Here is a 24,854-nt window from a genome sequence, read left to right on the forward strand (position 1 = left end):
GTGAGAGTTTAGCATCGTGCCTCGTGTGCGTCGGCGGGCGTGCTCGTCATGATTCGTCGCGCTCGTCGGCCGGTCGCGGAAACAAAAACGCCGTTACGCCCGGCAGTGTGCCAGGCGAACGGCGCTCGTCTCGTCATGCGGTGAAACGATCAGGCGGCGTGAATCATCCGCGGCCGTTTTGCATGCCTCGCTTGATCCACGCGCCGAGGTTATGCGGGCGCACCGTGTCCCACTCCTCGAACGGCTGATGAATCCACGGGTTCGTTTCGAGAAACTGAACGTGATAGTCAGGCGTGATCTTCGAGCACGCCTTGTACCAGAGCACCGCCGAGCGCACCGACGTGATGCCCGGATAGCGTTCCTTCAGATGCTCCTGCACGCGCGCGAGCGTGACGCCGGAGTCGACGAGATCGTCGACGAGGAGCACGTTGCCGGAGAGATCGCCGCGCGTCATCGTGATGTATTGCGCGATGTCGAGCTCGCCCTGCTCCGTGCCCGCGGCTTCGCGGTACGAACTCGTCGCGAGAATGGCGAGCGGCAGGTCGTAGATGCGCGAGAGCTGATCGCCCACGCGCAGGCCGCCGCGCGCGAGACACAGGATCTTGTCGAACTTCCAGCCCGACTCGTGCACCTTCAGTGCGAGGACTTCGATCAGCCGGTGGTATTCATCCCAGCCGACCCAGAGGTTCTTTTCGTCGTTGCGCGGGTCCGTCATCGCGATCATGGTGAGGCTCTTTCAAATGCTTAGGTTATATACGAAATGTGGCCGCAGGAGGCGGCCACATTCTTTACAGCGTCCGGTTCGGGTCGAGGCTCTTCGAGCGCTCAGACCTTGAACGGATGGCGAAGCAGGATGGTCTCGTCGCGATCCGGGCCGGTCGACACCATGTCGATCGGCACGCCCGCCACTTCCTGCACGCGCGTGAGATAGGCGCGCGCGTTCGCGGGCAGCGCATCCCATTGCGTGATGCCGATGGTGCTTTCCTTCCAGCCGCCGAAGGTTTCGTACACCGGCTCGCAACGCGCCACTTCCGATGCGCCGCGCGGCAGGATGTCGACCGGCTTGCCGTCGAGCGTGTAGCCCGTGCAGAGCTTCACTTCGTCGAGACCGTCGAGCACGTCGAGCTTGGTCATGCACAGGCCCGAGATGCCGTTGATCTGAATCGAACGGCGCAGCGCGGCGGCATCGAGCCAGCCGGTGCGGCGCGGACGGCCGGTCACCGAGCCGAATTCCTTGCCGACGGTCGCGAGGTTCAGGCCGATCTGGTCCTGGCGTTGCGCATTGTCGGCGTCGTACAGTTCGCTCGGGAACGGGCCCGAACCGACGCGCGTGCAATACGCCTTGGTGATGCCGAGAATGTAGTTCAGGCGCTGCGGACCGATACCCGCGCCTGCAGTGGCCGCACCCGCGACGCAGTTGCTCGACGTGACGTACGGATACGTACCGTGGTCGATATCGAGCAGCGTGCCTTGCGCGCCTTCGAACAGCAGGTTGCTGCCGGCGTGGTTGGCATCGTAGAGACGACGGGAGACGTCGGTGACCATCGGCGCGAGACGGTCGGCGTAACCGAGCATCGTGTCGAGCGTTTCCTGATAGTCGACGGCTTTCGCGCCGAGATATTGCGTCAGCACGAAGTTGTGGAAATCGAGCGCTTCACGCAGGCGTTCCTCGAACACCGCACGGTCGAAGAGATCCTGCACGCGCAGGCCGCGGCGGGCCACTTTGTCTTCGTACGCCGGGCCGATGCCGCGGCCGGTCGTGCCGATCTTGCCCGCGCCGCGCTTGGCTTCGCGCGCCTGGTCGATGGCGACGTGATACGGCAGAACGAGCGTGGCGGCTTCGGAAATGAAAAGACGCTTCTGAACGTCGACGCCCGCGGCTTCGAGTTCGTCGATTTCCTTGAAGAGCGCTTCCGGCGACAACACGACGCCATTGCCGATGTAACAGGCCGTGCCCGCGCGCATGATGCCCGACGGAATGAGGCGCAGAATGGTTTTCTTGCCGCCGATGATGAGCGTATGGCCGGCGTTGTGACCGCCCTGGAAGCGCACGACGCCCTGGGCGTGGTCCGTCAGCCAGTCGACGATCTTGCCCTTGCCCTCATCACCCCACTGGGTGCCCACCACGACGACGTTGCGCCCGGGGTTCACATTCACTGCGCTGGCAGACATGTTGATTCGTTAGCTGGTTAAAAACGTATTTTACCTATGTTCGCGAAAGGTTCCGAATTTTTCGGGACGCGTTTCGCGATTTCGTCACGCTCGCATGATTGGTATCGGCTAACAAAAAGTCCTTGCCGATCAAGCGACTGTAGTCATCTCGCTCAGGCGCGCGCCTCGACTGTCCACTTGCCGTCACGCTCAACGAGCACGCGGTCGAACGCGAATTCATCGAGGACGTGATCGTGGCCGGGCAGCGCCTGAATCACCACTTCGCCCGCGCCGCGCAGCGCCTGAATCGCCGCGCGCAACGGTTCGTCGTGCTTCCACGGCGCGAGGATCGCGCTGCCGCGGGCATCGACGGGCGAGATGCGCGCCACTTCGCGCAGGTCGAGCGAAAAGCCCGTCGCGGGTCGCGCACGGCCGTACGCGAGGCCAACGTCGTCGTAACGGCCGCCTCGTGCTACAGCATTCGGCACGCCATCGATGTAAGCGGAGAACATCACGCCGCTGTGATACGCGTAGCCGCGCAAATCCGCGAGATCGATCATCAACTCCGCGCCTTCGACCTGACTCGCGAGGAACGCGAGATCGTCGAGCGCGCGCGCGATCACCGGCAGATTCGGCAGGCGGCCACGCGCGATCTGCAACACCGATGCATCGCCATAAAGCGACGGCAGCGCGCGCAGCGCCTCGCGCGGCACCTGTCCGAGATGCGCGGTGAGTTCGTTCAGGCGCGGCACGTCCTTGCTCGCGAGCGCCTCATAGAGCGCTTCGCCGAGTGAAGCCGCAGCCGGTTCGAGCTCCAGCAGCGCGGCGAGCACGCCCGCGTGGCACAAATCGAGACGCACTTTCCTCAGACCTGCCAGATGCAGCGAATCGAGCATCAGCTGCTGGATTTCGAGATCGGCTTCGAGCCCGGCGTGACCGTAGATTTCAGCCCCGATCTGAATCTGCTCGCGCGTCGCGTGCAGCCCGCGCGGCCGCGTGTGCAGCACGACGCCCGCGTAGCACAGGCGCGTCACGCCTTGCCGGTTCAGCAAGTGCGCGTCGATGCGCGAGACCTGCGGCGTGATGTCCGCGCGCAGGCCCAGCGTACGTCCGGACAATTGGTCGACGAGCTTGAAGGTGCGCAAGTTCAGGTCGCTTCCACCGCTCGTCAGCAGCGATTCGAGATACTCGAGCATCGGCGGCATCACGAGTTCGTAGCCGTACGAACGGAAACGATCGAGCAGGCGGCGGCGCAGCTCTTCGATCTTGCGGGCTTCCGACGGCAGAACGTCGGCGATATTCTCGGGAAGTAACCAGGTGGACATCGATGCGATTCCTACGGGACGCGAAGTTCGGCGATCGCGGACTTCAACGGTCAGGGACGAAAAGATAAAGACAAGATAGGCGAAACGGCGGCCTGCTGCCCGGTGCGACTCACGTCGCGATCAGCAGCAGGATGAGCCCGAGCACCATCGCGATCAGTCCGCCGATGCGGATATGGTGCGTGGGCCGCTCCGCGATGCGGCGAAAGGTATCGCGCCACGCGGTCGGGAAAACGAAGGGAAACATGCCTTCGATGATCAACATCAACGCAACAGCGAGCAGTAACGTCTCGGCCATGTCCAGGGGAATTTAGGCGCCGCGCCGGCCAGAATCCGGTGCGCGGCGCGGGCGGGAATCAGCGCTTCGCCGTGGCGGGGGGCGACGTGTCCGTCGCGCCGCCGGTCGGGCTTTTCATGAAGCGGAAGAAATCGCTGCTCGGGTCGACGACGATCACATCGCCCGGCTTGAACGTCTTCTTATACGCTTCGAGGCTCTGATAGAACTGGTAGAACTGCGGATCGCGTCCGTACGCATCGGCCGCTATGGCCGCCGCCTTGCTGTCTCCTTCGCCCTTGATCGACTGCGCCTGGCTGTAGGCGTCCGCGAGAATCGCCTGCTGCGTGCGTTCCGCGTCGGCCTTGATCTTGTCCGCTTCCGCCGTGCCCTTCGCGCGCTCGTTCGCCGCCGCCTGCTGGCGCGCTGCGATCATGCGCTTGTAGACCGAATCGGCCACCGCCGACGGAAAGTCGATGCGCGTCATCTGCAGATCGACGAGCTGCACGCCGAACGCCGCCGCCGCACTTTCCACGCTCTTCTGCGCGTCGCTCGCGAGCGCCTGCTGATTGCCGAGCGCATCGGTGAGCGTGCGCTTCGCGAAGCCGCTCGCGAGCGCCGTGCGCCCAAGCGCGACGATGCGCTCCTGGGCCGTCTGCGTGTTCTTCTCGTTGCTCTCGAAGAGCTTCACCGGGTCGGCGACGCGGTACTTGATCACCGTGTTCACCAGCACTTCGTTCTTGTCCGAGGTCGAGAAGCGGTCCGCGCCGGATTCGTCGATGGTGAGCGTGCGTGTGTCGACGAGCGTGAGCGTCTGGAACGGCGGCGGCAGCTTGAAGTGCAGGCCGGGGCCTTCGAGACGCGGATTGCCTTCGCCATGCGCGGCGACGATGGCGGCATGTCTTTCATCGACGGTGAAGATCATCGACGAACCGATGAACAGCACGATGACGACGGCGACGACGAGCGCAATGATTCGATTCATGTTCGCGCTCCTTACTGTAAGTCTTCGGAGCGGCTGCGGGAGCGGAACGCATCACGCGAGCGCAGCGGATCGCCGCCGGCATTCGCGCTCGCACCGCTTGCCGCGCTCGCCGCGCTGGCGGGTGCCGCGGCAGCCGGCGCCGATGCGCTCGCCGCGCCCTGCGCGCGCGCCTGCGGCCCTTCAGCCGTGGCCGGCGCGCTCGTCGCGGCCGCGCCGCTCGCGCTCGCCGGCGCCGACGCCTGCTGTCGATTCCCTTCGATGAGCTTGTCGAGCGGCAGATACACCACGTTATTGCCGGCCTTGCTGTCGACGAACACCTTGGTGGTGCGTGAATAGATTTGCTGCATCGTATCCAGGTACATGCGTTGACGGATCACCGCGGGCGCTTTCGAATACTCCGCGTAGACCTCCTTGAAGCGCTCGGCGTCGCCCTGCGCCTGCGTGACCTCGCGGTTGCTGTACGCCCTCGCCTCGTCGATCAGCTTGGCCGCGTCCGCCTTCGCACGCGGGAGCAACTGATCCGCAAAGGCCTGCGCGGTGTCGCGTGCGCGCTCGTTGTCCTGACGCACGCGCGACGCTTCCTCGAACGCCGACTGCACCTGTTGCGGCACCTGCACGCTCTGCACCGCGACGCCCGTCACCTGCAGGCCGGTGCGATACGTGTCGAGCGAACGCTGGATCGATTCCATCAGGCGCGCGCGCAGCGCCTCGCGATCCTTGTAGAGCATGTCGTCCGTGCTGAGGCCGCCGGCGATCTCGCGGACCGCCGCCTGCGCGGCCTGCGTGACGCTGTCGTCCGCGTTGACGCTGCGGTAAAGGAAATCGGTAGGCGACTTGATCTGATATTGCACGGCGAAGCGCACGTCGACGATATCGGCATCGTTCGTCAGAAGCGATGCGTCGCGCACGTTGCCTTGCGAGAGCGCGGCGCCGCGCCCGATTTCGACGGAGCGGATCTGCGATGTATCGACGATATCGTTCGACTGGAACGGATACGGCAGGCGCCAGTGAATGCCCTGCGGGACCGTCTGACGATACTTGCCGAACTGTGAAACGACGCCGACATGACCGTCCTGCACGACGAACACGCCGCTGCCGAGATAGATGGCGATCAGCACGCCGATGATGATTCCGAGGCCGATCTTCGTGCCGCGGCCGTTTTCGCGCGGCGCGCCGTTGCCGGGCTTTTTGCCGAACACGCCGGCGAGGCGGCGATTGAACTCGCGCCACATCTCGTCAAGATCGGGCGGACCTTCGTCCTTGCCGTTCGGGCGCTTGCCGTCTTGCGGACGCTTCGTGTCGTTCTTCACGCCATTGCCGTCGCCCCGCCCCCAGCGCGGATCGTTCATCGAAAAGACGGCATGCTCAGCTTGCCGGATAGTCCGCTCTTTGTAGTCGTTCACTCGGTGATTCACCATTAGACAGCCGGGTCGATGCGGGGTCGATGCAGTTCCGGAGCAAGTCAATGCCCGTGCTCGGGAACCTTGTGATCGTCACGTTCTACGGCCTGCCGGTGGTCTTCCGGCTGCGCGTTTGCGTCGTGTATGGCGTTAGACCCGGACTGCGTGGATTGCGTTGCTTCGGACGCCTCTTGCGATACCGGAAATTCGGCGAGCACGCTGGGTAGGCCCGCGTCGGCTTCTTCGGATTCCGCCGTGGCGATTTCGGCGATGGCAGCGCGCAGCGCATCGAGTCCCTGACCCGTGCGTGCACTCAAGAAAACGCGCGAAATATTACCATACTCGTCCCTTTCAACCGCCTCGTCGCGGGCCGCGAGCTCGGGCACCGCGTCGATCTTGTTGAAGACGAGAATCTGGCGGATATCGTCCGCGCCGATACCGCGCAACACCTCGTTCACCTGATCGATCTGATCGAGGCGCACCGCGCTCGACGCATCGACGACATGCAGCAGCACGTCCGCGTGAATGGTTTCCTCGAGCGTCGCGCGGAACGCGGCGACGAGCTGGTGCGGCAATTCGCGGATGAACCCGACCGTGTCCGACACGACGACATGGCCCGCCTCTTCGCCGAGGAACACGCGGCGCGAAGTGGTGTCGAGCGTCGCGAAGAGCTGATTGGCCGCGTACGCCTGCGCCTTGGTAAGCGCGTTGAAGAGCGTGGACTTGCCCGCGTTCGTATAGCCGACGAGCGACACCGACATCGTGCGATTGCGCGCGCGCTGACGCCGCTGCGTACCGTGCTGACGGCGCAGCTTTTCGAGCCGCGACTTGAGCGCCTTGATGCGCTCGCCGATCAGCCGGCGGTCGGTTTCGAGTTGCGTTTCACCCGGACCCCGCAAGCCGATACCGCCCTTCTGCCGCTCGAGGTGAGTCCATGCGCGAATCAGGCGCGTCGACAGATATTGCAGTTGCGCGAGCTCGACCTGCAGCTTGCCTTCGTGGCTGCGGGCGCGCTGCGCGAAGATATCGAGAATGAGGCTCGTGCGATCCACCACGCGGCGATTCAGCGCGACTTCCAGATTGCGCTGCTGCGCGGGTGCGAGCGCGTGGTTGAAGATGACGAGCTCGACGTCGCTCGCTTCACATTGCAGGCGCAATTCCTCGACCTTGCCGCTGCCGATGAACATTTTGGCATCGGGACTCTGACGGCGGCCGGTGAGCGTGACGGCGGGATGGGCGCCCGCACTTTGTGCGAGCAGACTGAGTTCTTCGAGACTGGCTTCGAAATCGATCTTGCCGAAGTCGATGCCGACGAGCGCTGCGTTGATCAAATTGATGTTTTCAGATTTTTTGAAGCGACCGGCGAGTTGCTTAATGTTCGTGTTTGAAGTGCAAAGTGCGCCGGTCGCGACGAGGTTTAGGACGATTCAGCGTCCGGGTGGAAATTCACCGGGCGGGCCGGCACGACCGTCGAAATGGCGTGCTTATAGACCATCTGGGTGACCGTATTTCGGAGCAACACGACGTACTGGTCGAACGATTCGATGTTCCCTTGAAGCTTGATGCCGTTGACCAAATAGATCGACACCGGCACGTGCTCTTTACGCAGTGCGTTCAAAAACGGGTCTTGTAACAATTGCCCTTTGTTGCTCATAGCAAACTCCGTGTTTTTTTGCAGGTTGGAAGTATTGTGGACGAAGAAAAAGAGATCCGCCGACAATCGCTACACTATAGCCGATTTTCGCTGTTTTACGTTTCCGTGCCCGGTCGGCCAAATGGCCAGCGGCGCCGTAACGCAAGGCTTCTCGCGGCTCTTTATTCCTTGTCCGCGTAAGGGTTTCGGCTCGACCGAAACTCTATGCGCAGTGGAGTGCCGGCGAGACCAAAAGTTTCACGGAAGCGCCCTTCGAGATAGCGCTTGTATGTGTCCGTGATCGCGTCGAGCGCATTGCCGTGCACGACGATGATCGGCGGATTCTGGCCGCCCTGGTGCGCATAGCGCAGCTTCGGCCGAACCGGCCCGCGACGGCGCGGCTGCTGGAATTCGACCGCTTCGATGAGCGCGCGCGTGAGCTTCGGCGTCGGCAGCTTGGCCATTGCGGCGGCGTAGGCGTCATCGACTGATTTCATCAATGCGCCGATGCCCGTCTTCTCCAGCGCCGAAACGTAGTGGAACTTGGCAAAGTCGAGAAACTTGAGCTTGCGCGTCAGGTCCGCCTTCGTACGTTCACGCACGTGCGAATCCAGACCGTCCCACTTGTTCACGCCGACCACGAGCGCGCGGCCCTGCTCGACCACAAAACCCGCGATGTGCGCGTCCTGCTCCGAAATGTCCTGCTGCGCGTCGAGCAAGAGAATCACGACGTTGGCGTCAGCGATCGACTGCAGCGTTTTCACCACCGAGAACTTCTCGATCGCTTCGAACACCTTGCCGCGGCGGCGCAGGCCGGCCGTGTCGATCAATGTGTATTTGCGGCCTTGCCGCTCGAAATCAACGTAGATCGAATCGCGCGTGGTGCCGGGCATGTCGAACGCGATCACGCGCTCCTCGCCGATCAGCGTGTTCACGAGCGTCGACTTGCCGACGTTCGGACGACCGACGATCGCGATCTTCACGCCGTGCTTCGCCTTCTCTTCTTCGGTCTCTTCCGGCTGATCCTTGTACGCGATGTCGAGCGCGTCGTTGATCATCTCGACGACGCCGTCGCCGTGTGCCGACGAGATTGCGCGCGGGTCGCCGAGACCCAGCTCGTAGAAGTCCGCCGCGACCGCCGAATACTTCATGCCCTCGGCTTTGTTGACGACGAGAAAGAGCGGCCGGCCCGTCTTGCGCAGGTAATCCGCAATCGCCTTGTCCTGCGGCGCGAGCCCGTTGCGGCCATCGACGATGAACACGACGATGTCGGCCTCTTCGACCGCCTGACGCGTCTGACGCGCCATCTCGTGCAGAATGCCATCCTTCGCGACCGGCTCGAAGCCGCCCGTGTCCACGACGAGATACGGCCGCTCGCCGCCCACACGGCCTTCGCCGTAGTGGCGGTCACGGGTCAGGCCCGGCAGGTCCGCGACGAGCGCATCGCGCGAGCGGGTGAGCCGGTTGAAAAGAGTCGATTTCCCCACATTGGGGCGCCCGACGAGGGCAATCACGGGTTTCATCTGATGTTGTTCAAGGTTGAACGCTGGGCGAACGCGGAACGGGCGGTAGAAACTTCTCGTTGCGTTCCGCTACGCCGCGCAATGGCTGCGCTTGTCGAAAATTAGCATGGATTCGGCTTGCCGCACGCGAGGTGCGCGGGACAGCCCTTCGGCGGTCGTCGGCCGGTTGCCTCTGTGGAGGCTCGTTTCGCACGTCGCCTTCGCGCGACGCGCTTCATTCTTGCACCCTGCTTCTGCGTGCGGGTTTTATCGCGACGCGCGCGGCGCCGCTTCTTTCTCGTGCGGCTCGTCGTGGCGAGCCTGCCGCGCCGCCGGTTCGACGGCGCGCTTGCTGCTGTCGGCCGCGAAAGAGCGCCAGGCTCGCTCGCGGCCGGTGGTGCCGGTCAGTTGCTCGGGCGGAAACCGTAGAGATCGCCATCATGCGTCTGCACGACGAGCGTGTTGCCCGCCAGCACAGGCGCAGCGGTGATCGCGCTGCCGTCGGTCGGTGCACGGCCGACCAGCTCGCCGCTTTCCGTGTTCAGGAAGTGCACGAAGCCCTGGTAATCACCCACCACGACCGCGCGGCCGAGAATGAACGGCACGCTGACATTGCGGTTCTTGAGCGTTTCCGTCTTCCAGAGCTGCGAGCCATCCGACGCGCGGAACGCGTTGACGACCGACCAGTCGTCGCCCGCTGCGACCACTTGCTCAGCCTGCGCGAGGCCGCTGTCGCTCGAGAAGTTCTTCTCCCACACCGGACGCCCGGAGTTCGCGTCGAAGCAGCCGATACGGCCCTGGAACGTCACCGCGCAGGTCTGTGCGCCGACGAGGCCCGGCGCGCCGGTCACGTCGTTGATACGCTCGACTTCGGTCACGCCCTTCGGATATGACACAGGCGCTTGCCAGTAGGCATCGCCGGTCTGCAGGTTGATCGCCGCGAACGTGCCGCCGGGGAAGCCCGCGAGCACGGCCTGATTGCCGGCGAACGTCATGCCCGCCGCGACGCGCAGGTTCAGCGGCACGGCGCGCAACTGGAAGACCCACCGCTGCTCGCCCGTCTGCGCATTGAATGCGATGACCTTGCCGTCGATCGTGCGCACGATCACGAGATCGTTGCCGACGAGCGGCGGCGAAATGATCTCGCCCGGCGCCGTGGCGGTCCAGAGCAATTTGCCGTCGGCGCCGAGCACATCGACCTGGCCTTTCAGGCCGCCCACGGCCGTGAGGTTGCCATCGCTGCCGACACCCGCGGACAGATCGTCCTTGAGCTTCGTGCGCCAGACGTCCTGTCCGGTCTTCGCGTCGATCTTGGCGACGGTGCCGTTCGTGCCCGCAGCAAACACGAAGTCGTCCACCGCGACCGGCGAGAACAGATAACGGCCGGCCTTGCCGACGCTCGCCTTCCACGCCTGATTGACGTTCAACACCGGCTTGAATTCGGCGAGCGGCACCGGCACGCGGCGTTCATCCTTGGTCGACGAGCAAGCAGCCAGCAAGGCGGTCATCGCGCAAGCGAGCGGCACGGCGTAGCGTTTCAAAAAAATCATCGGTGGACGCAATATGAATGGTTGAATGAGGTTGATCGGTGCTGGCCGCCGCGTCGCTTCATGGCGACGCTGAGAGCGAGCAGCTCCATTGAGCAATGTCGAGTCGATACGGAAACGTCGGGATCAGCCGCCGAGCGCATCGAGCTTGAACTGAACCAGTTGGCGCGCAGACGTGTCATTCGCGGGCAGCGCGTCGAGCGCAACCTTGTACGCCGCGCGCGCATCGTCGCGCTTGCCTTGCGCGGCGAGCAGATCGCCGCGACGATCGGCAATCACGCCCTTGAACGCGTCGAGCGGTTGATCCGCGAGCAGCTTGAGCCCTGCGTCGTAATTCTTTTCGTCGAGCAAAACGAGCGCGAGTCGCAGCTTCGCAATCTGTTTGTACTCGCCGTCCTTCGCGTGATCGATCGCCCACTGCAGCTGCGCCTTCGCGCCTGCCGTGTTGCCCGCGGCGTAGAGCGATTTCGCGGCCGCGAGCGCGGTCATCTGCGCGTAAGCGGTGCCGCCGAACTTGTCTTCCATGTCCGCCGCGACACGCGCGACGAGCGCCTGGTCGTTGCCGTTTACCGCCTGCTGCAAATGGTCGTACAGCACCGAAGCTTCGGCCGCCTGACGACGCTGCCAGTAGTTCCATCCGTTGTAACCGGCCGCGATGATGAGCGCCACGAGCACGATCCAAGTCGTGCTGTTACCCCATCTGGCCCACCAGGCCTTTACGCTTTCAAGTGATTCTTGTTCGTCGTGATAGCTCATCGTCCAGCTAGTCCTTCCTGCGTTTCATTTGATCCGGCGCGACGCATGCAGCGTGGGTGCCTAAATCTTAGGCACCCTCGTCATCGGCGGTTGCAACCATCGCATTGATTAGGTATTCGGTCAAGTCTTCCGCCGGAACGTTCACTTGCTCGTTCTTTTGTCCTTCGGACGTTTCGCCGCCCGAACGACGCAGCGGCTTGACGCCGATCATGCCTTGCGCGAGTTCGTCCTCGCCGAGCACGACCGCGAAAGCCGCGCCGCTCGCGTCGGCCTTCTTCATCTGCGACTTGAAGCTCGCGGACGCGCCGTCCGGGCTGCAATGAAGGATGACGTCGAGGCCCGTGTCGCGCAGACGCTCAGCGACGATGAACGCGTGCTCGGCCGCCTTCTCGCCCTGATGCACGACGTACACATCCGTGCCTTCGGCTTCCGGCGCGAGCTGCTCTTCCTTCAGCAGTTCGAGGATGCGCTCCACGCCCATCGCCCAGCCACATGCCGCAGTGGGCTTGCCGCCGAGCTGCTCGATCAGCGGATCGTAGCGACCGCCGCCCGCGACCGTGCCCTGCGCGCCGAGCTTGTCGGTGATCCACTCGAACACGGTCAGGTTGTAGTAATCGAGGCCGCGCACGAGACGCGGGTTGATCGTGAACGGAATGTTGTTCGCCTTGAGCAGCCGCTGCACGCCGTCGAAGTGCTTGCGCGACGCCTCACCGAGAAAATCGACGAGCTTCGGCGCGTTCTGCGCGATCTCCTGCATCGCCGGATTTTTGGTGTCGAGCACGCGCAGCGGATTCGTGTAGAGGCGGCGCTTCGCTTCTTCATCGAGCGAATCGACGTGCTTCTCCAGATACGCGATCAATTCCTTGCGATGCGCCGCGCGCTCGTCCGCCTGACCGAGCGAATTCAGCTCGAGGCGAATGCCCGTGAGTCCGAGATCGTCCCAGAGACGCTGGCACATCATGATGATCTCGGCGTCCGTGTCCGGACCCGCAAAGCCGAGCGCTTCCACGCCGACCTGATGGAACTGGCGATAACGCCCGCGCTGCGGACGCTCGTGACGGAACATCGGACCGATGTACCACAGGCGCTTCGGGCCGTCGTACAGCAGGTTATGTTCGATGGTCGCGCGCACCACCGCTGCGGTGTTCTCGGGGCGCATCGTCAGATGCTCGCCGTTCAGCGCATCGGTAAAGCTGTACATTTCCTTCTCGACGATATCGGTCACTTCGCCGATACCGCGCGTGAACAACTGCGTATGCTCGATGATCGGCGTGCGGATGTTCTGATAGCCGTATGCGCGCAGCATCGACTTGACGGTGCTTTCGAAGAAGTCCCACAACGCGGCATCCTGCGGGAGGATGTCGTTCATGCCCTTCACGCCGCTCAGTTTTTCGAGCCGTTTCTTCTGTTCAGTCATCTGTATTTAGATTGAAGCCGCGGATGTTTCTTCGCGCTTGCCGTACGTACGCTCCACGTAGTCGGCTACGATTTGCTGGAACTCGACGGCGATATTCTCGCCGCGCAGCGTCTTCACCTTCACGCCGTCGATGAACACGGGCGCCGCCGGATTCTCGCCCGAACCGGGCAAGCTGATGCCGATATTCGCGTGCTTCGATTCGCCCGGCCCGTTGACGATGCAGCCCATTACCGCGACGTGCATCTTCTCGACGCCGGGATACTGGTCGCGCCAATCTGGCATCGAGCTGCGCAAATAGTTCTGAATCTGCGACGCGAGCTCCTGGAACAGCGTGCTCGTCGTGCGGCCGCAGCCGGGACACGCGATGACCATCGGCGTGAACGAGCGCAGGCCCATCGTTTGCAAAATTTCCTGGCCGACGACGACTTCGCCCGTGCGCGCGCCACCGGGTTCCGGCGTCAGCGAAATGCGGATCGTGTCGCCGATGCCTTCCTGCAGCAGCACGGAGAGCGCCGCCGTCGAAGCGACGATGCCCTTCGAGCCCATGCCGGCTTCGGTGAGTCCCAGATGCAGCGCGAAGCTGCAGCGCTTTGCCAGCTCCCTATACACGGCGATCAGATCCTGAACGCCGCTTACCTTGCACGACAGAATGATCTTGTCGCGGCCGAGACCCAGTTCGACCGCGCGCTCCGCCGAGCCGATCGCCGACTGGATCAGCGCTTCGTACATCACGCTTTGCAATTCCCACGGCGTCGAGCGCGCGGCGTTTTCGTCCATCATGCGCGCGAGCAGATCCTGATCGAGACTGCCCCAGTTCACGCCGATGCGCACCGGCTTGTCGTATCTGATCGCCGCTTCGATCATCTGTGCGAATTGCGTGTCGCGCTTCGCGCCCTGACCGACGTTGCCCGGATTGATGCGGTACTTCGACAGCGCTTCCGCGCACGCCGGATAATCGCGCAGCAGCAGATGGCCGTTGTAATGGAAGTCGCCGACAAGCGGCACCGTCACGCCCATGCGATCGAGCTGCTCGCGGATATGCGGAACTTCGGCCGCCGCTTCCGGCGTGTTGACCGTGATACGCACGAGTTCGGAGCCCGCCTGCGCCAGTTCCTTGATCTGGATCGCGGTGCCGATGGCGTCGGCCGTGTCGGTATTGGTCATCGACTGGACGCGCACGGGCGAATCGCCGCCGATCGTCACGAGCTGGCCGCCCCAGCGCACGTCGACCGCATGCGATGCGCGACGCGCGAGCGGTCCGCCGAAAACCGGCTCGGTCGAACAAATCTTGCTGCTGATCAGGGATTGAGCTTCGGATTGCATCGAAAAACCCTTTGGCAATCTGCGCGCCGAGGCAGCGCGGCTGCGTGTGTGGAATCTCAAACGGGCATCACGTCATGCAAACCGTGATGCCCTCGAATGTCTACTGCGCGAATCCGCTGCGATCAAGGCAGCGAGAGGCGCGCGACGTTTCCGCGTGCGGAGGAATAGCGCTTGGCATCGACCGGTTCGTCGTCGACCGACAGGGACTCGACGCCCTTCACGTTGCCGACCGTCACCTTGAACGGCGCCTCGCCTTCCACGCGCTGCGTGTTGCCGGCGCGAACGAGGCCGGAATACAGTTCCTTGCCGTCCTTGCCGCGCACGCTGAACCAGCTATCTTCCTTGACTTTCAGTTCGACGGCGCCGGAGCCGCTTCCCGCGACACCCGGAGCGGACGCCGCGGCAGCAGCCGTAGCCGATGCCGGCTTCGCCGCCGTTGCGGGCGCCGCCGCGCCGGGCGCGCTCGCACCCTGCACCGCCGAAAGCGTCGACGACGAAGCCGGGAGTGCGTTCGTGCCGAGCGGACGCGGCATCGGCTGATCGCCGGGCGCCGCCGCGACTTCGGGCAACGACGCTTCGCCCGTGTTGGCCGCGGCAGCCTCATCGGGTGTCGGCGCGGACGATGTCGCGGCCGGCTCGTTCGAGCCCGGCGTCGTCGACGACAGGCCGACGCCCGTGGTCGCCTTCAGGCGCGCGAGCCAGTTGCTCGAGTCGCCGCCGGTATGCCACATCACGAGCGCCGCCAGCACGACGATGATCGCCAGCACGCCCCACATCCACGATTTGCGACGGCCCGACGAATTGCCGAGCGGCACCGACACGCGCCCGCGCGGCAGGCCCGCCCCTGACGACGCGGGCACCTTCAGGTTGTGCTCGACCGCTTCGCCATCGCGCCGGAACGCCTGCGTGAACGGCGCCGGATCGGCGCCCAGAATCTTCGCGTAGCTGCGCACGATGCCGGCCGCAAACGTGCGGTCGGGCAACTGGCTGATATCGCCCGCTTCGAGCGCGAGCAGCTTCGGCGGCGACACCTTGAGCCGCGCCGATACATCGTCGATCGACCATGCTTTCGCCTGACGGAGCTGCGCGAGACGCGCACCGACCGCCTGTACCGAGTCCAGGGGCCCCGCCTGGCTCGCACCGAATGCCGCCCCTTCCGCGCCGGTCTGTCCGTCGTGCTGGCTGCCGGACCGGTTGCCGGTATGACTGCCGAAAGGCGTCGGGTGCTGCGGCTCACTCATGCCAAATTCCTCGCATCGATTCTTTTCTATAGCGCTGCTGCTTCGTTAAGTTCGAAAACTCCGGGCACGATACAACTCCGGCGCCATTGCAGACCGCTTTATAACAAAATGTTCGGCTTTTCGTGCCGCGTCCGGCGCCTTGGCCCCTGTTTCGCGGCTTTTTTGATTCGAACGTTCCCGTCAGACCGCCCGCACCTCGATCGTCTTGCTTCCTGCCCGGCCGGTGCGCTCTGCGAGACGCGTGCGATCCTGCACCGCACCCGCGAGCTGGCCACACGCGGCGTCGATGTCGTCGCCGCGCGTCTTGCGCACGGTGGTGACGACGCCTGCATCGATCAGCACCTGCGCGAAACGCTTGATTTGCTCGTTCTTTGAACGCGTCAGCCCGGATTCCGGGAACGGATTGAACGGGATGAGGTTGAATTTGCACGGCACGTCGCGCGTCACGGCGAGCAGTTCGCGCGCGTGCGCTTCGCTGTCGTTCACGCCATCCAGCATGCAGTATTCGAACGTGATGAAGTCGCGCGGCGCGACTTTCAGATACCGCTGGCATGCGGCCATCAATTCGCGCAACGGATACTTCTTGTTGAGCGGCACCAGCATGTCGCGCAGCGGATCGTTCGGCGCATGCAGCGACACCGCGAGCGCCACCGGCAGATCCGCCGCGAGACGGTCCATCATCGGCACGACGCCCGAGGTTGAGAGCGTCACCCGCCGGCGCGAAAGGCCGTAGGCGTTGTCGTCGAGCATCAGGCGCATGGCCGGCACGACGGCGTCGTAATTGAGCATCGGCTCGCCCATGCCCATCATCACGACGTTCGTGACGACGCGCTCGCCCTTGCCCGGTCCGCCGACTTCGCGCCCTAGCGAGCGGCGCAGCGCGAACTCCGCCATGCGCAACTGGCCGATGATCTCGCCCGTCGTCAGGTTGCGGGAAAAACCTTGCTTGCCGGTGGAACAGAACCGGCAATTCACCGCGCAGCCCGCCTGCGACGACACGCACAACGTGCCGCGCGTTTCTTCGGGGATGAACACGGTTTCGACCGCGTTGCCGTTGCCGACGTCGATCAGCCACTTGCGGGTGCCGTCGGTGGAAACGTGGTCGCTGATGATGTCGGGCATCGCCATATTGGCGCGGCCCTTGAGTTTTTCGCGCAGCGATTTCGCGAGATCCGTCATGCCGTCGAAGTCTTCGGCGCCATATTGATGGATCCAGCGCTGCAATTGCTTGGCGCGAAACGGCTTTTCGCCCAGGCTCGCGCAGTATGCGGTGAGCCCGGCGGCGTCGAGATCGAGAAGGTTGACGGTGCTGCTGCTCGTCATGTCGAGTTCTGCCATTTCAGATTGCGAAGCCCGGTATGTATGGTCCGGGACCGTTCGCGCCAGTTCCTGCTTTCTTACGACTTCTTGTGCGTCGAGGCGCGATACCGGATCGGCCGCACGGCCAACCCGGCGACCAACGCGAAACTTAACGCGAGTAGACGTTCACTTGCGGGAAGAAGAACGCGACTTCCTGCTCTGCCGTTTCCGCTGCGTCCGAACCGTGCACGGCGTTGGCGTCAATGCTGTCGGCGAAGTCAGCGCGGATCGTGCCCTTGTCGGCCTTCTTCGGATCGGTCGCGCCCATCAGGTCGCGGTTCTTGACGATGGCGTTTTCGCCTTCGAGCACTTGAATCATGACCGGGCCGGAAACCATGAATTCCACGAGGTCCTTGAAGAACGGGCGCGCAGCGTGCACGGCGTAGAACTTCTCCGCGTCGGCGCGCGACAGATGCACCATGCGCGACGCGATGATCTTCAGGCCTGCGTTCTCGAAACGGCTGTAGATCTGGCCGATAACGTTCTTTGCCACTGCGTCCGGCTTGATAATCGACAGGGTGCGCTCGATCGCCATGAAAAACTCCAGAAAATGAATGGTTTACGGATTAAAACGAATCGACAATTGTAGCACGAAGCAAGGTATCATTGCGATTGAAACCTTACGGCGCCGTAAGGATCAAACCCAGCGAGAACTTAACCGTTGGGACGCCCGAATCAGCCTTTCGGGCTATTGAATTCGGGACGCGTCGGGGCCATATTGGAGCGGAGCGCCGTATTGCAACGGGCAGTGCGCCGTCCAGCGGAAGCGGCCAAAAACAGTCCTAATACTGGTTTAAGTCCGAGAACTTATCATTCGTGTATGACGGGTGTCGCGGGAAGACCGAACGACAGACAATTGGAGCAAGGAGAAACCATGAACGAATCACCCTATAGCTTTGGCCGTAATGGCAGCGTCACCTCAGTGGAGACGCGCAACCGCGTGCTGCGCAACACCTACTGGCTGCTCGCGCTCTCGATGGTGCCGACGGTGCTCGGCGCATGGGTCGGTGTCGCGACGGGCTTCTCGCTGTTCGCCGCCACGAGCCCGGCGATGAGCTTCATCGCGTTCCTCGCGATCGCATTCGGCTTCATGTTCGCGATCGAAAAGACGAAGGACAGCGGCATGGGCGTGGTGGTGCTGCTCGGCTTCACGTTCTTCATGGGCCTGATGCTTTCGCGCCTGTTGAGCTTCATCCTCGGCTTCTCTAACGGGCCGCAACTGATCATGATGGCGTTCGGCGGCACGGGCGTGATCTTCGCCGCGATGGCGACCATCGCCACCGTCAGCAAGCGTGATTTCTCGGGCTTGGGCAAGTTCCTGTTCATGGGCGTGATCGTCATCCTGCTCGCCGCGTTCGCGAACATCTTCCTGCAGTTGCCCGCGCTGATGATGACGATCTCCGTGCTCGCCATCGTGATCTTCTCGGCGTACATGCTCTTCGACGTGCAGCGCGTCGTGAACGGCGGCGAGACGAATTACATCAGCGCGACGCTCGCGATTTATCTCGACCTGTACAACGTGTTCACGAACCTGCTGGCGCTACTCGGCATTTTCGGCGGCAACCGCAACTGATCTGCCTCACTGCGGCAAAAACAAAAAACCGGCCTTCGGGCCGGTTTTTTTGTGCCTGCAATATACCGCGCGAGATCAATCGCGCTCGAACAATGCGATCGATTCGACGTGCGACGTGTGCGGAAACATGTTCACCACGCCCGCGCCCTTCATGCGATAGCCGGCTTCGTGCACGAGCAGGCCGGCGTCGCGCGCGAGCGTCGCCGGATTGCACGATACGTAGACGATGCGCTCGGGCAACGGCCCTTCGCCGCTTTGTGCGATGTCCGCGAGCGCCTTCGACACGGCGAGCGCGCCTTCGCGCGGCGGATCAATCAGGAACTTGTCGAAGGGGCCGAGCGCTCGCAGATCGTCGGCGGTGATTTCGAACAGATTGCGGCATGCAAACGACGTATGCCCGTCGACGCCGTTGGCCTTCGCATTCTCCAGTGCACGGGCGGTCAGCGCCTCGCTGCCCTCGATGCCGACGACTTCGCGCGACACCCGCGCAAGCGGCAGCGTGAAATTGCCGATGCCGCAAAAGAGATCGAGCACGCGGTCCGATCGTTCAGGCGCGAGCAGACTCAGCGCGCGACTCACCAGCACACGATTGATCTGATGATTCACCTGCGTGAAATCGGTCGGCTTGAACGGCATCCGGATATCGAATTCCGGCAGCGTGTAAGCCAGCTCGCGATCGAGCGGATAAAACGGATAGACCGTGTCTGGACCCTTCGGCTGAAGCCAGAACTGAACGTCATGCTCATCGGCGAATGCGCGGATCAGGGCTTCGTCGGCCTCGGTCAGCGGTTCGAGGATGCGCAGCACCAGCGCGGTCAGGTCGGTGCCGACCGCCAGTTCGATCTGCGGCATGCGATCACGGATCGACAAGCCGGCCACCAGATGACGCAGCGGCACGAGCATCGCCGACACGTGCGGCGGAAGCACCTCGCAACTCGTCATATCGGCGACATAGCTGCTTTTGCGCTCATGAAACCCGACCAGCACGCCGCCTTTCTTCTCGACGTGCCGCACCGTCAGCCGCGCGCGATAGCGATAGCCCCACGACGGTCCGTGAATCGGCCGGAACATCGTCTCTGCGCGCAGTTTCGACAGATGTTGCAGACTGTCTTCGAGCACGCGCTGTTTCACTGCGATCTGCGCGCGCACGTCGAGATGCTGCATCGAGCAGCCGCCGCAGATGCCGAAAAACTGGCACTTCGGTTTCGCGCGGATGACGCTTTCACGCAGCACGCGGACCACTTGCGCCTGCTCGAAGCTCGGCTTCTTGCGAAAGCTCGAATAGCTGACACGTTCGCCCGGCAGCGCGCCTTCGACGAAAATGACCTTGCCCGGCTCGCCGTCCTCGTTGACCGTGCGGCCGACGCCGCGCGCTTCCATATCGAGCGACTCGATTTCGAGCTCGGGCGCGACGAAGTCGGGATCGGGCGTGACGGACTTCGCCGGCGCGGCACGACGGCGATGGGGAGTTTTTCGAGCGGCTTCAGACACCTGCGTACTTCCTGATTAACGATGGGCTAAGGACTGGCAAAGGCGAGATTGTAGACGAACGTCATCACCCCGCTTCACTTCCCGAATGCCGCCAGATACTCGGCCCAGTGCGGCGACGTTTCCTGCGCGAGTGCGTTCTTCACGAAATTGATTTCGTCGGCGTACTCATCGGGCGTGAAGCCGCCGCGCATCATCTGAAAACGGAAGTACATTAAGTACGTGTTGACGACGTCCGTCTCGCAATAGTTGCGGATTTCGTCGAGATGGCCGTCGCAATACGCTTCCCACACCTTGCCGCCGTCCATGCCGAGCTTGCCGGGAAAGCCGCACAGCTTCGCGAGCGCATCGAGCGGCGCGTTGGCGCGCGCCTGATACATCGCCAGCACGTCCATCAGGTCGATGTGCCGCATGTGATAGCGGCTGATGTAGTTGTTGAACTTGAACTCGCGGTCGTCCTGCCCGAGGTCCCAGTAGCGCGGCGCGGCAATGCCGTGCACCAGGGCGCGGTAATGCAGCACCGGCAGATCGAAGCCGCCGCCGTTCCACGAGACGAGCTGCGGCGTGTATTTCTCGATCACGCGATAGAACGACTGAATCAGCGCCGCCTCGCCATCGCCGGGAGCGCCGAGCGAGCGCACGCGAAAGCCGCTGTTGTCGCGGAACACGCAGGAAATCGCCGCAACGCGCTGCAGATGATGCGGCAGGAAGTCATTCCCGACGCGCTCGCGGCGCGCTTCGAACGCATGTTCGGCGACTTCGCGGTCGGAGAGATCGTCGGGTAAATCTTCGAGACGGCGAATGCCGTCGACATCGGGGATCGTCTCGATGTCGAAAACAAGAATCGGTGTCATTGAATCCTGGAACGCGACGCCCTCCCGGGCGCCGCCAAAGCGTTAAAGCACGGCGTCCTTACGAACACCGTTGGAGGCGAAAAAGCGCTTGAGCCGCACGAGCGCCTCTTGCTGGATCTGGCGCACGCGCTCGCGCGTGAGGCCCATTTCGTCGGCGAGTTCTTCGAGCGTCGCGGGCTCGATATGGTTCAGCCCGAAGCGCCGTTCGATCACATGCCGGTGTTTATCGGACAAACGCGACAGCCACAGGCGCGTGAGCGATTCGAGTTCGCGATGTTGCACTTCCGCGTCGGGCGACTGGCTCTGATCGTCGGAAAGCAAATCGAGCAGGCTGCTGCCCGGATCGAGGTCGAGCGGCGCGTCGAGCGAAGCCGTGTGCTCGTTGAGCGCGAGGATATCGGTGACTTCCTCGGGCGTCTTGCCGGTCAGATACGCGATATCGTCGATGCTCGCGTCGCGGCGCTCGGGCGCGACGCTGTCGGCCGCATTGGCGGAATTCTTTTCCAGATGGCGCTTCGCGCGCAGCACCTGATTGAGCTCGCGGATCACGTGGACAGGCAGGCGCACCGTGCGCGCCTGATTCATGATCGCGCGCTCGATGCTCTGGCGGATCCACCAGGTGGCATAGGTCGAAAAACGGAAACCGCGCGTCGGATCGAATTTTTCGATCGCGTGCATGAGGCCGAGATTGCCTTCCTCGATCAGATCGAGCAAGGGAACGCCGCGATTGAGATAACCCTTCGCGATGCTGACGACGAGCCGCAGATTGCGCTCGATCATGACCTGCCGCGCCTCGAATTCGCCTGCTTTCGCGAGCCGCGAGTAGCGCTGCTCTTCCTCGACAGTGAGGAGCGGCTTCACGCTGATGCGGTTCAGGTAATGCTGAATGGTGTCGGCCGTGAGCTCGGCCTGCAGCAGCGAGCGGAAGTCGTCGGCGTCGGGCGGGGAATCGTTTGCGCTTTCACCCGCTTCGTCGCTGCCCTTTCCCCGGCTTTCGCCTTCTTCTTCGGAATCGACATCGACGTCGACGTTCTCGTCGTCATGATTCGAAGCACCGTCTTCCACCGACACTTGCAAAGGTCGGCTGATCGTCTCAGTCTCGGCTTGCGGCAGGCGGCGCTTCGTTTTTGGCATGATGGTTTCGCTTTATTGCGGCGGCAAATACTTCAGTGGGTCAACAGGTTTTCCCTGCCGGCGAACTTCGAAATGCAACATCACGCGGTCCGAATCGCTGTTCCCCATCTCAGCGATTTTCTGCCCTTTAGTTACCGCGTCTCCCTCTTTTACCATCAAAGCACGATTATGTGCGTACGCCGTCAGAAAAGTTGCGTCGTGCTTGATGATAATGAGATTGCCGTAGCCGCGCAGCCCATTTCCGGAGTAAACCACTCGGCCATCCGCCGACGCGTTGACCGCATCTCCCGCCGCGCCGCCAATATTCAAACCCTTGTTGCTCGCCTCGTTGAACGTGCCGAGAATCGGTCCGCGCGCCGGCCAGATGAACGCCGGCTGTGCCGCTGGCGCCGTGCTCGTGTCAGCGCCCGGTACCCCCGGTCCTGACGCCATGCCGGCCGCCGCACCCGCGGTGGCTCCCGGCGCCGCGCCCATGCCCGAATTCGGACCGTAGTACGGCGGCTGCGCACCGTTGAGCGGCTGCGCCTGCACGCCGCCGCCCACGATCGGCGCGGTCGCCACGCCGGGCGTCGCCGCCGCGACGTTCGCGCCCGGAGGCGCCACGCGCATGAGCTGGCCGACTTCGATCTGGTTCGGGTTGGTCAGGTTGTTCCACGTTGCGATGTCGTGATAATTCTGACCGTTTTCCAGTGCGATCCGATATAGGGTGTCGCCCGGTTTCACGCGGTAATAACCGGGAGGCGGCGGGCCGTTGTCCGGCGTCTGCGCCGCGGTAGTGCCGATGGGCGCGCCCGTTCTGTCGACGACGGGCGCCATGTCCATGCGCGTCGAACACGCCGCAAGCGCGGACAACGCCAGCACGCACACGCCGCGCTGCATCGCGCTCAGGCGTCGGTCCGCACTTTCTTCTCGCAAAGCACGAAGGATACTCATCGGTGTCAAATCACTCCGGATTTTAAGGGTACAAAGAAAACGCGATCGAGCTGCTCTTCCCGCCATTGCGCCGCCGAAACGCGCGTAACGAGCGTCAGCACTTGCGACTGCGCGGCCTGCGATCCGACCGGCGCGACGAGCTTGCCGCCAACCGCCAGTTGATCGAGCAGGGCCTGAGGCACGTCGAGGCCCGCGCAGGCGATCACGATCGCGTCGAACGGCGCAGCCGCGGGCAAGCCGAGGCGCCCGTCGCCGTAATGCAGCCTGATGTTCGGCACGCGCAGCGGCCGAAGGTTGAGCTTTGCGCGCTCCGATAGCGGACGCACACGCTCGATCGAATAAACCTCAGTGGCGACTTGCGACAGCACCGCCGCCTGATAGCCACAGCCGGTGCCGATCTCCAGCACCTTGCTCAACGTGCGCCCCGCCGCGACCAGTTCGATCATGCGCGCCACGACGGACGGCTTCGAGATGGTCTGGTGATGACCGATCGGCAGCGCGGCATCTTCATAAGCCTGCGCGGCGAGCCCCGGATCGACGAACATGTGGCGCGGGACCACGGACATCGCGTTGAGCACGCGCGGATCGGTCACGCCATTCGAACGAAGCCGTTCGACCATACGCTCGCGCACCCGTTCCGACGTGAGCGTCTGCATGCTCGCGAGCGCAACATTGGGCGCGCCTTTTCGCGTGCCGGCCGTGGCGGCGTTCAGGGCGCGCTCGTCGGAGCGCGGTGCGACGCGCAATGCGCTCGTGCGCGGTGCATGATGAGTCTGCGCGGCGCTCTTGTTAGCGACCGGAACCGGTTTCGCGACGCTCGCCGCGCCCGGCGCGGGCTTCACGCCGGAATGCGTGGGAAAAACAGACGTGGCCGGCTTCGCGGAGGCGGCGGCCGTCGCAGGATTTTTCATCGTCGCGTTCGCCGCGCGCGATGGACCGGGTTTCGCCGGTTGCGCCGGCGCTGACTTGAGCGCTGAAGCGGCGCCTTGCTTGCCGCGCGCGTCTTGCGCACGGGCTGCCGGCGAGCGCCGCTCGCGAACCAGATCCGCGAGCGCCAGCGGAAAGCGCTTGGCGCGCTCGTCCGTCATGTGCGGCGGCTCCCGGCGCGCGCCCATTCGCGCGTCTCGACCATGAGCTTCGTGTGAGTCAGATCGAGTTGCAGCGGCGTGATCGACACGAAGCCGTTCGCGACTGCGTGGAAATCGGTGCCTTCGCTTGCGTCGAGCGCGTCGCCGGACGGTCCGATCCAGTAGATCGGATTGCCGCGCGGGTCGCTCTGGCGGATGACCGGCTGCGACGGATGGCGCTTGCCGAGGCGCGTAACTTTCCATTCACGCAACTGATCGTAAGGCAGGCTCGGGATGTTCACGTTCAGCAACGGATGACCCGGCATCGGATGATCGAGGAAATGTGCAACGATCTCCGCGGCGACGCGCGCGGCGTCTTCGAGATGAAGCCAGTCGCGGCCGACGAGCGAGAACGCGATCGCCGGAATGCCGAACATGAAGCCTTCGGTGGCCGCCGCGACGGTGCCCGAATACAGCGTGTCCTCGCCGACGTTCTGCCCGTTGTTGATACCGGACACGACGAGATCCGGCTGCTGGTCGAGCATGCCGGTGAGCGCGATGTGCACGGAATCGGTCGGCGTACCGTTCACGAAGTTGAAACCGTTCGGCGCCTGATGAACGCTCAAGGGCCGCGACAGCGTAAGCGAGTTGGACGAGCCGCTGCAGTTTTGCTCGGGCGCCATCACCGTCACTTCGCCGAGCGGCTGCAGGACGTCGTGCAGCACATTGATGCCGCGCGCCAGATAACCGTCGTCGTTGCTGAGTAGGATTCGCATCCGACGATTGTAACCGAGGAAGCATGGCGCGACGACGACTCGAAGGCCCGGCCGCGCCGCTTCGCGTGCCCTGTCGCGTGCCCCGTTGCGTGCCCTACACTGACGTCATCTCAAAGGAG

General features: G+C 63.5%; 23 protein-coding genes. 1 reads left to right on the plus strand and 22 read right to left on the minus strand.

All coding sequences use genetic code 11. From position 1 onward, the window contains the following. Positions 1 to 163: 163 nt before the first annotated feature. From AWB74_RS27150 to ndk, 16 genes are all read right to left on the minus strand, one after another. Positions 164 to 724, minus strand: coding sequence for a phosphoribosyltransferase (locus AWB74_RS27150; RefSeq protein ID WP_061149757.1), 561 nt, complete (start codon positions 722 to 724; stop codon positions 164 to 166). Between the two features lie 101 nt (positions 725 to 825). After that, entirely contained in the window at positions 826 to 2,172 is a 1,347-nt protein-coding gene (locus AWB74_RS27155) for an adenylosuccinate synthase (RefSeq protein WP_061149758.1), read from the minus strand. Positions 2,173 to 2,324: 152 nt separating this feature from the next. Next, positions 2,325 to 3,476 carry an ATP phosphoribosyltransferase regulatory subunit gene (locus tag AWB74_RS27160; protein WP_061149759.1) on the minus strand — a complete coding sequence of 384 codons (1,152 nt, stop codon included), beginning with the start codon at positions 3,474 to 3,476 and terminating at the stop codon, positions 2,325 to 2,327. A gap of 109 nt (positions 3,477 to 3,585) precedes the next feature. Then, a complete protein-coding gene (locus AWB74_RS27165) occupies positions 3,586 to 3,777 on the minus strand; it encodes a DUF2065 domain-containing protein (RefSeq protein ID WP_061149760.1) in 192 nt (63 codons plus the stop codon). Positions 3,778 to 3,829: 52 nt separating this feature from the next. Next, positions 3,830 to 4,732: a protease modulator HflC gene (gene hflC / locus AWB74_RS27170; protein ID WP_061149761.1), complete on the minus strand. Its 903-nt coding sequence runs from the start codon at positions 4,730 to 4,732 to the stop codon at positions 3,830 to 3,832. A gap of 11 nt (positions 4,733 to 4,743) precedes the next feature. Then, positions 4,744 to 6,135, minus strand: a complete 1,392-nt coding sequence (gene hflK, locus AWB74_RS27175) for an FtsH protease activity modulator HflK (protein WP_061149813.1) — start codon at positions 6,133 to 6,135, stop codon at positions 4,744 to 4,746. 59 nt (positions 6,136 to 6,194) lie between these two features. After that, a complete protein-coding gene (hflX, locus tag AWB74_RS27180; protein WP_061149762.1) occupies positions 6,195 to 7,463 on the minus strand; it encodes a GTPase HflX in 1,269 nt (422 codons plus the stop codon). Between the two features lie 86 nt (positions 7,464 to 7,549). Next, positions 7,550 to 7,786, minus strand: coding sequence for an RNA chaperone Hfq (gene hfq / locus AWB74_RS27185; RefSeq protein ID WP_006999489.1), 237 nt, complete (start codon positions 7,784 to 7,786; stop codon positions 7,550 to 7,552). A gap of 161 nt (positions 7,787 to 7,947) precedes the next feature. After that, positions 7,948 to 9,288, minus strand: coding sequence for a ribosome biogenesis GTPase Der (gene der / locus AWB74_RS27190; RefSeq protein ID WP_061149763.1), 1,341 nt, complete (start codon positions 9,286 to 9,288; stop codon positions 7,948 to 7,950). A gap of 383 nt (positions 9,289 to 9,671) precedes the next feature. Next, positions 9,672 to 10,817, minus strand: coding sequence for an outer membrane protein assembly factor BamB (bamB, locus tag AWB74_RS27200; protein WP_061149765.1), 1,146 nt, complete (start codon positions 10,815 to 10,817; stop codon positions 9,672 to 9,674). A 123-nt stretch (positions 10,818 to 10,940) separates the two neighbouring features. Next, positions 10,941 to 11,570 (minus strand): tetratricopeptide repeat protein, encoded by a 630-nt coding sequence (locus AWB74_RS27205; protein ID WP_061149766.1) that lies wholly within the window; start codon positions 11,568 to 11,570, stop codon positions 10,941 to 10,943. A 67-nt stretch (positions 11,571 to 11,637) separates the two neighbouring features. Next, positions 11,638 to 12,987 carry a histidine--tRNA ligase gene (gene hisS, locus AWB74_RS27210; protein WP_061149767.1) on the minus strand — a complete coding sequence of 450 codons (1,350 nt, stop codon included), beginning with the start codon at positions 12,985 to 12,987 and terminating at the stop codon, positions 11,638 to 11,640. A gap of 6 nt (positions 12,988 to 12,993) precedes the next feature. Continuing rightward, positions 12,994 to 14,310 (minus strand): flavodoxin-dependent (E)-4-hydroxy-3-methylbut-2-enyl-diphosphate synthase, encoded by a 1,317-nt coding sequence (ispG, locus tag AWB74_RS27215; RefSeq protein WP_061149768.1) that lies wholly within the window; start codon positions 14,308 to 14,310, stop codon positions 12,994 to 12,996. Between the two features lie 122 nt (positions 14,311 to 14,432). Further along, positions 14,433 to 15,551 (minus strand): RodZ domain-containing protein, encoded by a 1,119-nt coding sequence (locus AWB74_RS27220; protein ID WP_061149769.1) that lies wholly within the window; start codon positions 15,549 to 15,551, stop codon positions 14,433 to 14,435. A gap of 180 nt (positions 15,552 to 15,731) precedes the next feature. Further along, entirely contained in the window at positions 15,732 to 16,874 is a 1,143-nt protein-coding gene (rlmN, locus tag AWB74_RS27225; RefSeq protein WP_061149814.1) for a 23S rRNA (adenine(2503)-C(2))-methyltransferase RlmN, read from the minus strand. Positions 16,875 to 17,019: 145 nt separating this feature from the next. Next, positions 17,020 to 17,445 carry a nucleoside-diphosphate kinase gene (ndk, locus tag AWB74_RS27230; RefSeq protein ID WP_061149770.1) on the minus strand — a complete coding sequence of 142 codons (426 nt, stop codon included), beginning with the start codon at positions 17,443 to 17,445 and terminating at the stop codon, positions 17,020 to 17,022. A 339-nt stretch (positions 17,446 to 17,784) separates the two neighbouring features. Here ndk and AWB74_RS27235 point away from each other — a divergent pair, with 339 nt between their 5' ends. After that, positions 17,785 to 18,483: a Bax inhibitor-1/YccA family protein gene (locus tag AWB74_RS27235; protein ID WP_061149771.1), complete on the plus strand. Its 699-nt coding sequence runs from the start codon at positions 17,785 to 17,787 to the stop codon at positions 18,481 to 18,483. A gap of 75 nt (positions 18,484 to 18,558) precedes the next feature. On the opposite strand, the gene rlmD is transcribed toward AWB74_RS27235, so the two are convergent. From rlmD to surE, 6 genes are all read right to left on the minus strand, one after another. Then, positions 18,559 to 19,974, minus strand: coding sequence for a 23S rRNA (uracil(1939)-C(5))-methyltransferase RlmD (gene rlmD, locus AWB74_RS27240; RefSeq protein WP_061149772.1), 1,416 nt, complete (start codon positions 19,972 to 19,974; stop codon positions 18,559 to 18,561). A 74-nt stretch (positions 19,975 to 20,048) separates the two neighbouring features. After that, the gene (locus AWB74_RS27245; RefSeq protein WP_061149773.1) at positions 20,049 to 20,825 is read right to left on the minus strand and encodes a 3'-5' exonuclease; all 777 of its coding nucleotides are present in this window, start codon (positions 20,823 to 20,825) and stop codon (positions 20,049 to 20,051) included. Positions 20,826 to 20,867: 42 nt separating this feature from the next. Then, complete coding sequence (gene rpoS, locus AWB74_RS27250) at positions 20,868 to 21,959, minus strand: RNA polymerase sigma factor RpoS (protein WP_061149774.1); 1,092 nt, start codon at positions 21,957 to 21,959, stop codon at positions 20,868 to 20,870. Between the two features lie 12 nt (positions 21,960 to 21,971). Beyond that, a complete protein-coding gene (locus tag AWB74_RS27255; RefSeq protein ID WP_061149775.1) occupies positions 21,972 to 22,892 on the minus strand; it encodes a peptidoglycan DD-metalloendopeptidase family protein in 921 nt (306 codons plus the stop codon). Between the two features lie 5 nt (positions 22,893 to 22,897). Continuing rightward, on the minus strand, positions 22,898 to 23,980 hold the full coding sequence (locus AWB74_RS27260; RefSeq protein ID WP_061149815.1) for a protein-L-isoaspartate(D-aspartate) O-methyltransferase: 1,083 nt from the start codon (positions 23,978 to 23,980) through the stop codon (positions 22,898 to 22,900). Further along, positions 23,977 to 24,735: a 5'/3'-nucleotidase SurE gene (gene surE, locus AWB74_RS27265; RefSeq protein WP_061149776.1), complete on the minus strand. Its 759-nt coding sequence runs from the start codon at positions 24,733 to 24,735 to the stop codon at positions 23,977 to 23,979. The genes AWB74_RS27260 and surE overlap by 4 nt, the downstream gene beginning before the upstream one ends. Positions 24,736 to 24,854: the final 119 nt, after the last annotated feature.

The organism is Caballeronia arvi, assembly GCF_001544695.2.
In the GTDB taxonomy this organism is placed as follows: domain Bacteria; phylum Pseudomonadota; class Gammaproteobacteria; order Burkholderiales; family Burkholderiaceae; genus Caballeronia; species Caballeronia arvi.